14 protein-coding genes are annotated in these 14,816 nt (G+C 54.1%); 5 read left to right on the plus strand and 9 right to left on the minus strand.

What is annotated here, in order from left to right; translation table 11 throughout:
• Positions 1–27 precede the first annotated feature (27 nt).
• The 7 genes from VF639_RS24445 to VF639_RS24475 all read right to left on the minus strand — a co-directional run bounded on the left by VF639_RS24445 (position 28) and on the right by VF639_RS24475 (position 6,085).
• Entirely contained in the window at positions 28–606 is a 579-nt protein-coding gene (locus VF639_RS24445; RefSeq protein ID WP_331148583.1) for a hypothetical protein, read from the minus strand.
• A gap of 51 nt (positions 607–657) precedes the next feature.
• Complete coding sequence (locus tag VF639_RS24450; RefSeq protein ID WP_331148584.1) at positions 658–1,302, minus strand: hypothetical protein; 645 nt, start codon at positions 1,300–1,302, stop codon at positions 658–660.
• Positions 1,303–1,406: 104 nt separating this feature from the next.
• Positions 1,407–2,309, minus strand: coding sequence for a ChaN family lipoprotein (locus tag VF639_RS24455; protein WP_331148585.1), 903 nt, complete (start codon positions 2,307–2,309; stop codon positions 1,407–1,409).
• A gap of 124 nt (positions 2,310–2,433) precedes the next feature.
• Positions 2,434–3,801, minus strand: a complete 1,368-nt coding sequence (locus tag VF639_RS24460; RefSeq protein WP_331148586.1) for an ABC transporter permease — start codon at positions 3,799–3,801, stop codon at positions 2,434–2,436.
• 129 nt (positions 3,802–3,930) lie between these two features.
• Positions 3,931–4,872: an ABC transporter ATP-binding protein gene (locus tag VF639_RS24465; protein WP_331148587.1), complete on the minus strand. Its 942-nt coding sequence runs from the start codon at positions 4,870–4,872 to the stop codon at positions 3,931–3,933.
• An 83-nt stretch (positions 4,873–4,955) separates the two neighbouring features.
• The gene (locus VF639_RS24470; protein WP_331148588.1) at positions 4,956–5,573 is read right to left on the minus strand and encodes a hypothetical protein; all 618 of its coding nucleotides are present in this window, start codon (positions 5,571–5,573) and stop codon (positions 4,956–4,958) included.
• Positions 5,573–6,085 (minus strand): RNA polymerase sigma factor, encoded by a 513-nt coding sequence (locus VF639_RS24475; protein WP_331148589.1) that lies wholly within the window; start codon positions 6,083–6,085, stop codon positions 5,573–5,575. The genes VF639_RS24470 and VF639_RS24475 overlap by 1 nt, the downstream gene beginning before the upstream one ends.
• Before the next feature lie 198 nt (positions 6,086–6,283).
• On the opposite strand from VF639_RS24475, the gene VF639_RS24480 reads away from it, so the two are divergent.
• Positions 6,284–7,642 (plus strand): T9SS type A sorting domain-containing protein, encoded by a 1,359-nt coding sequence (locus VF639_RS24480; RefSeq protein WP_331148590.1) that lies wholly within the window; start codon positions 6,284–6,286, stop codon positions 7,640–7,642.
• Between the two features lie 475 nt (positions 7,643–8,117).
• Here the strand turns inward: VF639_RS24480 and dnaJ are convergent, their stop codons facing one another.
• Positions 8,118–9,269, minus strand: coding sequence for a molecular chaperone DnaJ (gene dnaJ, locus VF639_RS24485; protein ID WP_331148591.1), 1,152 nt, complete (start codon positions 9,267–9,269; stop codon positions 8,118–8,120).
• A 100-nt stretch (positions 9,270–9,369) separates the two neighbouring features.
• Positions 9,370–9,939 (minus strand): nucleotide exchange factor GrpE, encoded by a 570-nt coding sequence (locus VF639_RS24490; RefSeq protein WP_331148592.1) that lies wholly within the window; start codon positions 9,937–9,939, stop codon positions 9,370–9,372.
• 495 nt (positions 9,940–10,434) lie between these two features.
• Here VF639_RS24490 and rfbF point away from each other — a divergent pair, with 495 nt between their 5' ends.
• The 4 genes from rfbF (at position 10,435) to VF639_RS24510 (ending at position 14,721) form a co-directional block, all read left to right on the plus strand.
• Complete coding sequence (gene rfbF / locus VF639_RS24495) at positions 10,435–11,292, plus strand: glucose-1-phosphate cytidylyltransferase (protein ID WP_331148593.1); 858 nt, start codon at positions 10,435–10,437, stop codon at positions 11,290–11,292.
• A gap of 86 nt (positions 11,293–11,378) precedes the next feature.
• On the plus strand, positions 11,379–12,476 hold the full coding sequence (locus tag VF639_RS24500) for an NAD-dependent epimerase/dehydratase family protein (protein WP_331148594.1): 1,098 nt from the start codon (positions 11,379–11,381) through the stop codon (positions 12,474–12,476).
• A gap of 41 nt (positions 12,477–12,517) precedes the next feature.
• Positions 12,518–13,075: a dTDP-4-dehydrorhamnose 3,5-epimerase gene (rfbC, locus tag VF639_RS24505; RefSeq protein ID WP_331148595.1), complete on the plus strand. Its 558-nt coding sequence runs from the start codon at positions 12,518–12,520 to the stop codon at positions 13,073–13,075.
• A 302-nt stretch (positions 13,076–13,377) separates the two neighbouring features.
• Entirely contained in the window at positions 13,378–14,721 is a 1,344-nt protein-coding gene (locus VF639_RS24510; RefSeq protein ID WP_331148596.1) for an NAD(P)H-dependent oxidoreductase, read from the plus strand.
• Positions 14,722–14,816 lie beyond the last annotated feature (95 nt).

Below are 14,816 nucleotides of genomic sequence, written 5' to 3' on the forward strand. Positions count from 1 at the left end.
GATGACAGCGGGTAGCCTTCATTGTGGCTACGTAAAGTTCCAATCAACCGGGTCTACCCCAAATACTTCGCTTGCCCGCTTTACAGCGTCATTTACTGTGTTAGCAGGCCATCTATCGAGAATAATCCCATCTTTCTTGGCATAGAGCGCCACCCACTGTTGATTAGGTAATACTTCTTCAATGGATAGAATTGCTGGTCTGGGTTTCGTAGTGAAATTCTGTTGACCACGTAGTCCATAGTAGTTGTATAAAGTAGGGTTAGGAGTTAGGGGTTGTATATAGTCTACCTGAGCAAGTATGCGTGGTCTCAGTTCGCGGTACTCATCTAGAAGTTCATAAAATAGCCAAAGTGCTTCCTCTGGGTCCTGCCGCTGCTCGTTTATCCTATTTGCCCAACCTCTCACAGAATCTGAGTATCCTAGCTTATTCGCAACCCAATCGTAGAAGCCCCCAAAATCAGGGACTTCATCATGAATAACTAGCTGTGCTGTATGATAACACATAGAGTAGCCATCTAAAAAGCATCTCAAGTGTGTTGTGGAATGACGGCCTATATACATAGCCGGACGGCGGCGAATTAAATCCAACAACTCGTAGTTGTTCATTCCTCTTGACTGTTCCGTTATCAATTACGTAACCTTTTTTAAGAAGTGTGACTAGCTAAAATCGTACGGGTAGCCAATTCCTTGCAGGTCGTTTTCCAGTTGCAGCCAGTCGTCTACCTTCTCCACGATGGCCAGCACCATGGCTTTGGTGAGCGGTTCTGCTTGGTAAATACGAGCAACTGCGGTGAGGTCGATGGGCTGCTTGGTTGCGTCTTCGTCGAAGTATTCGGTGGCCCACTCCACGTAGGTTTGGGGCAACCCATCGAAGATGTACAGCAAATCTTCGGAGCCGTCTTCCTCGTTTTCGAGCGGACCGGTTTGCCAGCCGTAGCGTGGCGTGTACCACAGGCAGAACGTAGTGCCGATGGAATTGACTGGCTCGCCAAACATAAACTCGTCGAACACCTCCGGTAGCCCGCGGGTTACGCGCGCTTTATCGGGCTGTTCGAGGCCATCGGCGTAGCCGTTTATTACGCAGCCCTCTTCCCGAAACAGCACCACTAGTTGGTCGCCTTCCCCGTCGTTCAACTCGAAAAACTCTTCTCCCTGGTCCCAATTGGCGTCGTAGGTGTGGTAGCGGTATTCCACTTCCGGCGAGTTAATGGCATCGAGCACGGCCAGGGCTTTGCAGAGCCGTTGCAGCGTTTGGTTGTCGGGGAGGGCGGCGTAGTTCTGAGTGGAGAGTATGGGTTGCATAGGCTAATCTTGGTTGTTCTGGTGTTGGTTCCGCCAGAGGACGCAGAAGTTTACACAGAAGTACGCAGTGTTCTGGCGGCGCCAGCTAAATCGGCTGCAACAACCTAATACGTTTTGGTCATGTCGGCGGGCACTACCAGCACGAAGTCGGCCTTCTTCTCATTGTCCTTGTCCAGCTTGCTTAGCTGCTCCTGCGAAACAGTGCTGATGGTGAGCACCTTCAGCTTGGGGTTGGTTTGGCGCAGGTAGGCGATAATACCGTCGTGGTTGTCGGAGTGGTAGCTGCCGTTGAGGTGGAGCAGCAATTGGCCGTCGGTGCGGGCTTGCGCCAAGAAGTGCGCCATGGTGGCGTCTTTCAAGGCTTGGGCCTGAATGATGTTTTGCACCCCGGTGGCGTGGGTGGCGTCGCCCCCGAACATTTTCGCCATGTTCTTGTAGCCGGGCAACTCGTAATCGACCGTTATGGGCAGTGGCACTATCCAGGCTTTTTCTTCGGTGGGCAGCTCATTCAACGCGGTCAGACTGCCTTTCGCTACTTGAGAGGCATAGCGGCGCGGCACGTTGGTACCAACTACTCTGAACTTTTGCTGCTTTGCCAGTTGCAGCAACGGCTTGTAATCGGTGGCGTAGTTGGGCCAGGGGCGGCTTTGCTCTTCAAATGCCTTGTCGTCTAGCTCGCCAGTGGTGTACTGGTCGACCAGGGGCTGCACGTCGCGCTCCAACATCTCCATACCAAGCACAAACTGGCCCTGCTTGGCAGCAGCCAGGTCTTTTGTGAGTTGCAGTTCCAGCCAATGCCCCATCGGGTCGTTGTGCTGCTCGCCGAAGAAGACCACATCCGCTTGCGCCAGCTCTTTCAGCATCTTCTCGTAGTCGACGGACTTGCCGGTGGCGGTGAACAAACGATAGGCTGGCTTATCGGCAGCGGTGAAGCTGGAAACAACCAAAAGGATCAGCCAGATGGTCAGTGGCCGGAGAAACTTCTGAATTTGGGGTTGTGCGTGCATACACTTAGATACCCACCCATGGTGGGAAATGTTCCGGACAGCTCCGCCCTTAAACAACGAAAACCCCGGCACCAACGGCACCGGGGCTTTTGCAGGAAGGCACAAGCTAAGGCGCTACTTTACCTTAGCCTTTGTAGAACATCCAGCGCGACAACTCGCGGTAGTTCACTTTCTTGCCGTACATCAGCACCCCCACCCGGTAAATACGGCTGGCCACCCACGTGGTGAATATGAAGCCTCCTATCAACAGCACCGCCGATAACAGCACCTGCCAAAGCGGTACTCCGAAAGGCAAGCGCATGACCATGGCAATAGGCGAAGTGAACGGAATCATAGACAGCCAGAAAGCCAGTGGGCCGTTCGGGTCGCCATTGATAATCACGTTGATACTAACGATATAGCTCAAGATGAGAGGAACCGTGACCGGGAACATGAATTGCTGTGCGTCGGTCTGATCATCAACGGCGGCTCCAATGGCCGCAAACATCGACGAGTACAGCAAGTAGCCACCTAGAAAAAAGAACAGGAAGCCCCCAATGATAGTAGCCACGGGCAGGCCATCGAGGAAGCTCCAGGGGCTGCTAGCTTCCACCGAAGCCGGGGTTACGGCGGGCGTAGCATCAGCGGTAGCCAACGATTTTTCACGCGCCGCGGCTGCTTCCTGAATACCCGCTGCCGCCGCGGCGGGGGGCGACTTCCGAATGGAGTCCGTTAGCAAAGGCGCCACTACCGTCGTCAGTCCCCACGACAGCACGATCCACAGCGCAAACTGCGTGAATACCACCGCCGCAATTCCAAGAATCTTGCCCATCATCAGCTGAAACGGCTTCACTGAGGATAGCATTACCTCCATAATCCGGCTGGATTTCTCTTCGCTCACCCCGCGCATCACCTGCACGCCGTAGATGAAGATGAACATGTACACCAGAATCGAGAGGATGTAAGCAGCGCCAGTGGTGGCGCCCACATTGTTTTTGCGGCCGCCTTGTTGCGTTAAGTCCACGGCATCCAGCTCCACATTCGCCTGCAGATTGTCGATGGTGGTTTGGTTGAGGCCGGAGCGGCTCATCTTCAGTTCGCCTACCGCTTTGTTTACTGCTTTCCGGATCGTGCTTTGGCGCTTCAAGCTCACATTACCATCGGCTAGCAGTTGAATGCCTTTCGTGTTATCCATTGTGAAGCTCGGCGGAAAATAAAGCAGCCCGTTTTGCTTGGGCTTCGCCTTTTTAAACGCCTCGGTGGCGGCGGCCAGTGAATTGCCCGTAGCAGGTACGAACCGCACATCATCGGTACCGGCGAGCTGCTGCAACAGGCGCTGCCCGCTCTCGTCGAAAACGGCTACCACATCCATATCGGAAGAGCCTGACAGCTTGGCAATACCGATGGTGGTACCCGCCAACAGCAGCGGCGCCAGCAACGACATGATTAGAAAGCTTTTTTTCCGCACCCGCGTTAGGTATTCGCGCTGCAGGATCAACCATATTTTATCCATGAGAAGGGAGGAGTTAGGAGCTAGGAGTTAGGAGACAGGAGGATGGGCTAGGAGTTGGAGGTATAGAGCCAGGAGTTTAGAGACAGAGACTGGAAGTTATTCCCACTCCTAACTCCTAACTCCTTTATTCTACCTTCTCACTTCTTCCAGTAGGCTTTCGGGCATGGTTTCCTGCACCCGACGGATGAAGATGTCGTTGATGCTTGGAATTTGCTCCCGGAAAGTGTGCACTTCCACGTTGTTAATGAGGTAGCGCAGCAAGTCGTTGGGAGTGGTGTTGGCGTGCAGTTTTATTCGGTCGTAGAAATGGCCGTTTTCCCGCTCTTTGTGCTCCAGCACTTCAAAATCGGGGTGTGTAACCATGAGTCGGCCACGTCCTTCCACCTCGTAGGTTTGCGTTCTGAAGGTATTTTTAATGTCCCGCACCGAGCCGTCGAGCACCTTGTGGGAGCGGTTGATTAAGGCAATGTTGTCGCAGAGCTCTTCCACCGATTCCATGCGGTGGGTACTGAAAATGATGGTGGCTCCCCGTTCGCGCAGCTGCAGAATTTCGTCTTTAATAAGGTTGGCGTTGATGGGGTCGAAGCCGGAAAACGGCTCGTCCAGGATAATAATGCTAGGCTCGTGCAGCACCGTGGCAATGAACTGCACCTTCTGCTGCATGCCCTTGCTGAGGTCTTCCACATTCTTGCTCACCCAGGGGCGCAGTTCCAACCGATCAAGCCAGCTTTTGATGCGCTGGGTAGCATCGGCTTTAGAAAGCCCCCTAAGCTGAGCCAGATACAGGAGCTGTTCTCCTACCTTCATCTTTTTGTAGAGCCCCCGCTCCTCAGGCAGGTAGCCAATCTGGCTGATGTGCCGGGGATTAAGTTTCTCACCCCGCACCCGGATTTCGCCGGAATCAGCCGCGGTTATTTGCGTAATAATGCGGATGAGGGACGTCTTGCCGGCGCCGTTGGGGCCAAGTAAGCCAAAGATGCTCCGCTCGGGAATGTCGAGGCTGACGCCGTCGAGGGCGACGTGCGCGGCGTAGGCCTTGTGCACGTTAATAGCTTGTAGAATGGGTTGCACGGCTGAAAGGAAGGTGAAACGTGGAGTCTAAATGTAGAGATTTTACTATGCTGATGCGGCGAAATTTTGCGGCTGGCAACAGCCTACTCTTCTAGTTCCTGCAATGAAGTTTCCAGCCGGTCGAGGTGCTGGCCGTAGAGGCGCTGCAAGTAGCGACGGGTGCCGTAGAGCACGCACAGCTGTATAAAGAAACCTAAGACCAATGTCACGCCCGCAACAATTAACAGAAACTGGGGCCGTAAACCGGCTGGCCGAACCTGTTCTATGGCCACATACGACCCGAAAAGCAGCAACAACGTAACAGGCCCGGTAGCCAGCGTGACGCGGTAGAGGAAACGAAGCAAGCGGCGCAACTCCAGGCATAGCTTCCGCAGGTGGTCCCGTACGTTGCCCTCCACGGTTGCCATTCGGCGCAGCACGCCTAGCTTGTAGTAGTAATAATACAGCTGCCCAGACCCTAACACCACCATGAAAGTCGTCCAAAACACGGTAAGTGGCTTGTTGGGCCGCATAAATGCGAAAGGTAGAAGCATCAGCAGCGCTGTCAGAACCATTTCGACGCGGGCATTGCGCTGCATCTTGGCCACGGGCGAATCGGCTCCGTACGCCAGCAGCTTGGCTACCGCGGCCTTATCGAGAGCCGGCGGTGCTTCGGCTGCAGTAGGCTGCTTCCAGGCTCGGCGTAAATCATCAAGTTCCATTAGGCGGGTTGGGTAAGCAGGTGGCGAAGCTTGTCTTGCACGCGGTGCATTTTCACGCGCACATTATTTTGAGTGATACCGAGAATCTCGGCCATTTCTTCGTAGGTGCGCTCTTCCAGATAGAGCAGCACAAAGGCTTTATCCACATCGGAAAGCCGGTTGATAGCGGAATAAAGCGCGGCCATTTCTTCAGGCTCGTAGCCGGCCGGCTCTACCTCCTGCGCCAGTTGCAGGGCGGCTCCTTCCAGGCTGGTGGGCTGGGGCCGGCGGGTGCGCTGGCGCAGGTTACTGATGGCCACGTTCAGGGCAATACGGTAGAGCCAGGTGCTGAGCTTGGTGCCGGGCTGGGGCACATACTTCGGCCACGCCCGCCAGAGTTGCAGCACCACCTCCTGAAACAAGTCCTGCCGGTCGTCGGTATCGGCGCAATACAAACGGCACACCCGCCGCAGTAGCGGCTGGTACTCGTTGACGACAGCTATAAAATCAGTAGAGGGTGCAACGGGACTCATGCGGGCAGCAGTTTCATACCCTATATCGGCAGCCCAGCCGTGGCATTACAGCTAGCGGCAGTTTTTATTTAATCATGCGACTTTGCTCTTGCTAAGGCATACCTAGTTTTAGGTATTTTTCAACATTTCACTAAACTATATTATGCTGAGATTATAATCTTTTATAAATAGCATATTCAAAATTTATAATAAAACGAAATGAAGAAAACGTTACTCTCCTGCTTGGTTGGCTGGTTACTTGCCGTTCCTGCTACCTACGCGCAAACACAAACTCCCACCCGTGCCGTGAAGCTCCTGCTAGGCAAAGGTGAGTCCCAGCACACCCATCTTGCATCCGTTTACAACGCGCACCGTGGTACTGCCACTATTACGCTACCGGGTCGTAGCACAGGGCGCTCCTGGAATAGTACTGCCAACCGTTGGAACACCTCCGGTGCGGTCAGCACGTACAGCTACGACTCTCGGGGCAACAACACCCAAGTGGTCTATTCTGACTCGGCTACTGCTATGCCAGAAGGCAAAGAATTTTATACGTACAACTCTCGTAACCAAGTAACCGAGTACTCCGACCAGAACTGGAATGGCTCGGCTTACGTAAACGATGAGCGGGAACAGTACACCTACGATGCGCAGGGCAATAATACACTGCAAGTTAGACAAACATGGAACGGTACGGCATGGGTAACCCAGTCCAGCTACCGAACCACGTATACATACAATACCGCCAACGTAGTGACAAGCCGGGTGTATGAGCAGTTAAATATGAGCAACAACATCTGGGAGCAAGATGGACGCATAACCTTCACGGTTAACGCCAACAATCAATGGACCGAGGCTGTCTATCAGGAATGGAATAATGGGGCCTATGTGAACGACGAGCGTACCCGCAATATCACATGGTATGATTGGGGCAAGCTGCTTCCTAGCTATTATGAAGATCAGGAGTGGAGCGGTGGTGCTTGGGTGGACGACCAACGGAGTACGATAACGTATCAGCCCAATGGCAGTTACGTCGAAGTGCAGCAGCAACCCACGGCTCCCAATATGTGGGTCAATGACGACCGAATTACTACCACCTATGATAACTTCGGCAACCTAATCCTGGACCAAACCGAATCTTGGAACAACAATGCATGGACTATTACCAGTGCGGACCGGACAGTGCTTTCTTACACTGCTACTAATGAGGTTCGTCGGGCAGTGGAACAAGAGTACAACACCTCGCTAGGACGGTATGTAAATTCCTACCTCACCACGTACGGCAGCTTCGTTACGCTGGCTACCCGCCGGGCTACCGGCCTGGAGGCCGCGGCAACCCTGCATCCAAACCCAACGGCCGGCACCGCCACCATCAGCTTAAGCGGCTTGCGCGAGCAAGGCACCTTGCCTGCCGAGGTGCTGAATGTAGTAGGCCAAGTGGTGCAAACCATGGCGCTGCGTCCGCAACAGGGAAGTATCAAACAGGAAATCAACCTGACCACGCTACCAGCAGGCGTGTACACAGTACGTGTACATACCTCCGATGGCGCCGTTACAAAACGGGTTGTAAAGCAATAAGTAGGCAGCTCTCGGCGGCAGTGGGCCGGGTAACAAAAAGCCCGTTTGGCAATGTCAAACGGGCTTTTTGCTGCCACAGTCTCTTGCTGACACCTACAACTACGCAACTATTCCGCTAGGGCGTCATGGTTACCATTCATTGTTCGTTACCTGCCGTTCCGCCGCCGCGTGAGGTTGGCTTTGCTTCTATTTTAAGAGAAGATTGGGAGGTCAGGCCAAATGAATGCCAGAACGACCCGTACACTTTACTTGGATAGTTGACACCGCGTTACAACTGGCGGCACGATTGCCGGATCTGCAACTTTGCCCCCACTGCGTGGCTGTCTAGGCTCGTTACGCTCAGCAAGTTCAGGCGAGGTAAGGCAGCAGAACGCACCTTCAACAAAAAGCCCGCTCTCCAAACTGGAGGGCGGGCTTTTTGTTGAAGGTGCACAGAATCCGTATAGTTTGCTTTAATCTGGACAAATTCGTGATTCTATTGAAAGTACTCCTTCACTTTCTCGAAGAAGCCTTTCTCGTTTTTGCCAGGGTTCGGGGTGAAGTTTTGGGCGTTACGTAGCTTCTCGAGCAACTCCCGCTCCTCGCCCGTCACATTCTTGGGCGTCCAGACGCTAAGGTGAATGAGTTGGTCGCCGCGGCCGTAGCCGTTGATGTCCTTGATGCCTTTGCCGCGCAGGCGCAGGATTTTGCCGGGCTGCGTGCCGGGGTCCACTTTGATTTTTACCTTGCCTTCGATGGTGGGCACCTCAATGCTAGCGCCAAGTGCGGCATCCACGAACGAGATATACTGCTCGAACATGATGTTGTTGCCGTCGCGCTTGAGCTGCTCGTGCGGCTCTTCCTCGATTTGGATGAGCAAGTCGCCGGGTACGCCGCCCCGCTCAGGGTAGTTGCCTTTGCCGTTCATGCTCAGCTGCATTCCCTCGGCTACGCCGGCGGGAATGTTGATCGGAATAACTTCCTCATGCAACTGCCGACCTTCGCCTTGGCACACGTCGCACTTGCTGGTTACCACTTTGCCTTCGCCGTCGCAGGTAGGGCAGGTAGAGGCACTTACCATCTGGCCAAGCATGGTGTTCACCACGCGTTTCACCTGGCCCTGGCCTTGGCAGGTACCGCAGGTTTTCAAGTCGGTGCCGTTTTTAGCGCCGGTACCAGTACAAGTTGTGCACGCTACATAGCGCTTCACCTTGATCTTCTTCTCGACCCCATTGGCCACTTCCTCCAGGTCCAGCTTCAGCTTGATGCGTAGGTTAGAACCTTTGCGCACGCGCCGGCCACCTTGCTGCCCTCGGCCACCGCCGCCAAAGAAACCTTCAAAGCCTCCCTGGCCACCGCCGCCGAATATGTCGCCGAAGTGACTGAAGATGTCCTCCATGCTCGGGCCGCCGCCATTGCCGCCCATACCCTGGTGACCATATTGGTCGTAGCGGGCGCGCTTGTTCTGGTCCGATAATACCTCGTAGGCTTCAGCGGCTTCTTTGAACTTATCTTCGGCTGTCGGGTCGTCGGGGTTTTTATCGGGGTGATACTTGATGGCCACCTTACGGTAGGCCTTCTTGATTTCATCCCCGGCTGCATTTTTTGCTATGCCCAGTACCTCGTAATAGTCTCGCTTCGTTGCCATTTGTAGTCGTACGTGTTACGTATTGAGTAATAAGATCAAGCGCTGGACAATAAGTAGAAACATCGTCTAACTACTCAACACCAACTACTCAACACTAGCCTTAGCTGCCTAGTACCACTTTTGCGTGGCGAATCACTTTATCGCCAAGGTAGTAGCCGCGCTCTACCTCGTCCACAATCTTACCTTTTAGCTCCTCCGACGGGGCCGGAATCTGGGTAATGGCTTCGTGCAAATCAGGGTCAAAGGCGCCGCCCTTCACTTCCATGGGCGCGAGGCCTTTTTGGTTCAGGGTTTTCTGGAGCTTGTTATATATAATGTCGATGCTTTCCCGCACAGCGTTGGCATCCTCGGTGTCTTTAGTGAACGTGCGTGCCCGTTCGAAGTCGTCGAGGGCAGGCAGCAGGGCCACCATCAGTTCTTGGTTGGCAGTCTTAAACAAGTCGGCGCGCTCTTTCGTAGTGCGGCGCTTGTAGTTCTCAAATTCGGCTGCCAAACGCAAGTACTTATCTTTGAGCTCCTTTAGCTCGCCTTCCGATGTCGTGTCCTCTGCTTTTGCAGTGTCTTCCCCATCAGTCAAGACTGATGCTTCGTTGTCGGTCATTTCGCCAGTTACTTGCTCTGGATCCGCAGCTAAATTGTCGTCCTGGGGTACGTTATTATCGTCAGCCATTTTATTGAATATTCGTCGGAACGGGTTTTTCACTTTGTTTTCAGCCAGATAGCAAAACGTGCGGGCAAGGAGTTTGCCAAAGCTATTTGTGCTGCCAATGTGGCACAAACAAGTGCTTGATTCAAACTAGCATTCTAGTTTCTACGTGAATACAACAACACACTTGCGGCAGGTTCCTTTGTCTGGCTTCAATACAAACATTTGCACCTAGTCTGTGGTCAAGCTCATCTGGAAATGATCTAAAGCACTGGCATTGTAGCATGTGCATTTTACGATGTAGCTAATCTATAGCATTAATCTCACACGCTATAAAAAAATAAAGCCATTCTATGGAAAATTTTATGAAAATTGTTTGAAAGTTTATAAGATCCTGACTAATTTTAAGCGCTATAAAAAAGCAAGCCAGTTTATAGATTTCAAGGTCTTCTCAAAATTTTACCATACCCAACGCGCTCTTTCCTTCTTCCCACACTTAACTTATTTACTACAGATACAATGAAAGCAGTAATCCTAGCGGGTGGCTACGGTACTCGAATCAGTGAAGAAAGTGCCATTCGGCCTAAACCCATGGTAGAAATAGGAGGTCGTCCTATTTTGTGGCACATCATGAAGATTTACGCTCACCATGGCATTACGGATTTCGTGATTTGCTGTGGCTTCAAGGGCCATCTTATCAAGCAGTACTTCGCCGACTATTTCCTGCACAACGCCGACGTTACTTTCCGTATGGACCGTAACGAGATGCACGTGCACCGGGCCCACGCCGAGCCCTGGACGGTAACCCTGGTTGATACCGGCCAAGAAACCATGACTGGTGGCCGCTTGCGCCGGGTGCGTGAGTACATCGGCGACAGCACATTTTGCCTCACGTATGGCGACGGAGTAGGGGACGTAGATATCACGGCTTCTATTAAGCACCACCGCGAGCAGGGAGGCCTTGCCACGTTAACGGCCGTACGCCAGCCTGGCCGCTTTGGCGTCTTCAACTTGAGTGACACCTCGTCTTCAGTTCACGACTTCACCGAGAAACCCACTGGCGGCGAAACGCCCTGGATCAATGGGGGCTTTTTTGTGTTGGAGCCTAGCGTTTTAGACTATATCCCCGACGACGATACAGTGTGGGAAAAAGGCCCGCTCGAACAATTGGCCGCCGAAGGCCGCCTAACTGCGTTCCGTCATGCCGGCTTCTGGCAGCCGATGGACACGCTGCGCGACCGGAACATGCTGGAAGGCCTCTGGCAAGCTGGCGATGCGCCCTGGAAAGTATGGAACGATTCGCGCACGGCCGCAACGCCCGCCGTGCAGCCCGTTAGCACGCCTGCTCCCAATGCAAGCACCCTCGTGACTAGCTAGTCTCAGCAGTTTATCACGCTCTCTTCTCTAAATTATCTGCTTCCACACTAGCAGAACATGTTATTTCGCTTTTTAGCTGCTTTTCAATGAACCGCATTCTTATCACTGGTAATATGGGCTACGTAGGGCCCGGCGTAGTTGCGCGCCTACGGCAGGAGTTTCCTCAAGCCGAGCTTATTGGCTACGATATGGGATATTTCGCGCATTGCCTCACAGGAGCAGGCCGCTTGCCCGAAACCCGGTTAGATCGTCAGGTTTTCGGCGACGTGCGCCAATTGCCGGACACTTTGTTGCAGGGGGTAGATGCTATTGTGCACCTATCCGCTATCAGCAACGACCCAATGGGGCAAACCTACGAGGCCGTGACGCTGGAAGTAAACCACGCGGCCGGTATTCAGCTGGCCCAGCGCGCTAAGGCGGCTGGCGTACGGTCGTTCATTTTTGCTAGCTCGTGCAGCATCTATGGTGCCGGGGGCGAAGGTGCCAAAACCGAAGATTCAACTTTGAACCCGCTTACGGCCTATGCCCGCTCTAAAGTAATGAGCGAGCAAGACCTGCAACCGCTGGCCGACGAAACGTTTTGCGTTACGTGCCTGCGCTTTGCTACCGCCTGCGGCTGGAGCGACCGGCTCCGCCTAGACCTCGTAGTCAATGACTTTGTGGCGGGGGCAGTTTCTGCGGGTACCATCTCTATTTTGAGTGATGGTTCACCGTGGCGGCCATTGATTCACGTGCAAGACATGGCCCGTGCTATCGAGTGGGCTATCAAGCGCCCAACCACTACGGGTGGTGCCTTTTTGGCCATCAACGTGGGTGCCGACGTGTGGAACTACCAAGTACGCGAGCTAGCCGAAGCAGTGGCCGAAGCCATTCCTGGCACTAAAGTGACCTTGAATTCGGCTGCTCCACCCGACAAACGCTCCTACAAGGTTGATTTCAGCTTGTATCGGCAATTAGCCCCTGACCATCAGCCCGTGCGTACTCTGGCTGATACACTGGCCGAGCTCCGCGACGGTCTACTCGGTATCAATTTCAAAGACGCCGACTTCCGCTCTTCCGAGCTAATGCGTTTGCGCGTTATCAACCGCCTACAAACGACAGGGCAGCTAACCGAGGCGCTTACGTGGGCTCCGCAGTCAACACAGGTGCCGACTGAGCCAGCGCTTCAAGCAGCCGCTGTGTAAACAGCCGATTCTGCTTTACCCTCCTTTCAATCCTATTTAACATGCTATTTACCCCAACTAAATTAGCTGGTGCCTTCATCATCGATGTCGAGCGCCGGACGGATGACCGTGGCTTTTTCGCTCGTTCCTGGTGCGAAGACGAGTTTGCCGCTCATGGCATTCACATGCCGCCACTACAAGCCAACGTATCCTCAAACCCGCTCCGCGGCACGCTACGCGGTATGCACTACCAGTTGCCTCCGCACGAAGAAACCAAGCTGGTACGCTGCACCCGCGGCGCCATCTACGACGTGATTGTTGACTTACGGGAAGAATCGCCGACGTACGGCGAATGGATTGGCGTTGAGCTTACTGCCGACTCTTTCCGCATGCTATTCGTGCCCGGACGCTTTGCCCACGGCTTCATCACCCTCGCCGACAATTCGGATGTAACCTATCAGGTGTCGGCTAAATACGCCCCCGGCGCCGAGCGTGGCTTGCGGTGGAACGACCCAACTATCGGCATTCAGTGGCCCATACAGCCCGCGCTGATTTCCGAGAAAGACGGCAACCACCCGGATTACGTGCTCACTCCGCGGCCGGTAGCTGCTGCTAATTAGAATCAGTGACCCGTAGCGCGGAAGCCACAGGAAATCTGTTCCGCGACGAGCGAAGCGAGTTCCCAAACGTGAGCAGCATACGGCGCAGTACGGCATACTCGCTTCGCTCGTCGCGGAACAGATTTCCTGTGGCTTCCGCGCTACAAAGCTGCGACTCTGCTCAGCCTAAGTAGGAACCTAGAGGTAGCATTGTTTATTTTCTAGCTTACATACCAAGCCACGCAAAAGGCAGCGCCTCTACCTATCTAGCTGAACCACAAGGCTGCTTATAAAGCACTTTTTGCATCTTCTTTCTTAATCTCATGATAATAGTTGATAAAGCCTTAGAACAACGGCATAAGGCCGGCAACCCAATCCGGGTGGGCATGATCGGCGCTGGCTTCATGGCCCAAGGCGTAGCGCGCCAAATCTGCCGCTACGTGCAAGGCATGGAACTCGTAGCCATTGCTAACCGAACCATCGATAAAGCCCGGCAGGCTTATACCGACTCCGGCGTAACCAATATCCGCGAAGTAGGCACTGTAGCACAGCTCGAAGCCTGCATACAGCTAGGCCAACCCGCTATTACGGATGATGCGTTGCTGCTCAGTCAGGCAGCAGGCATTGATGCCATCATCGAAGTAACGGGCGCTGTAGAGCACGGGGCCCACGTCGTGATGGAGGCTATCAAACACGGCAAGCACATCATCCTACTCAATGCCGAGCTAGATGGTACGGTAGGCGCTATTCTGAAAGTGTATGCCGACCGCGCCGGCGTGGTTTACACGGTTGCCGACGGTGACCAGCCGGGCGTGACGCTCAACTTGGCCCGCTTCGTGAAAGGTATTGGGGTAACCCCCGTACTATGCGGCAACATCAAAGGCCTGCACGATCCGTACCGGAACCCGACTACGCAAGAAGGTTTTGCCCGGCAGTGGGGCCAGAACCCGAGCATGGTTACCAGTTTTGCCGATGGCAGCAAAATCAGCTTCGAACAAGCTGTTATTGCCAACGCGCTTGACATGCGCGTAGCCCGCCGTGGCATGTTGGGCCCGACCGTTGAACCAGGCACTCCTATTGCCAAGGCCGCCGAATGGTATCCGCAAGAGCTACTGCTCAACGGTGGTCCCGGCATCGTCGACTACGTGGTGGGCGCCGACCCCGGACCAGGTGTGTTCGTGCTTGGCACCATCAACGACCCGGTGCAGCAGCATTACCTGAAGCTCTACAAGCTAGGACCCGGACCACTTTACTGCTTCTACACTCCGTATCACCTCTGCCACTTCGAAACCCCAACTTCGGTTGCGCGGGCAGTTCTGTTCCAGGATGCGGCGTTGGCACCAGCCGGTCCTATGCGGGTAGAAGTTGTTACGGCCGCTAAGATTGCTCTCAAGGCTGGTCAGCAGCTCGACGGTATCGGGCACTACCATACGTATGGCCTCGCCGAAAACGCCGACGTGACGCGCGAAGAGAACCTGCTGCCCATCGGGGTAGCGGAGGGCTGCATCTTGCGCCACGATGTTGAGCGCGACCATGTGTTGACGTACGACGATGTAATCCTGCCTGAAGGCCGCTTGATTGATCAGTTGCGTGCCGAGCAGGCAACTCACTTCAGCTACGCAAACACGACCGGCACCGTGACGAACACGGAATCGGTAGCCGGTTAGAGCTAGGCTTACCAGCTTAAAACAACAGGCGGCACACAAGGAAAGTCTAGCATTCCTTGTGTGCCGCCTGTTGTTTAAATTATTCCTTCACTGCC

This window comes from Hymenobacter sp., from assembly GCF_036387835.1.
Taxonomy (GTDB): domain Bacteria; phylum Bacteroidota; class Bacteroidia; order Cytophagales; family Hymenobacteraceae; genus Hymenobacter.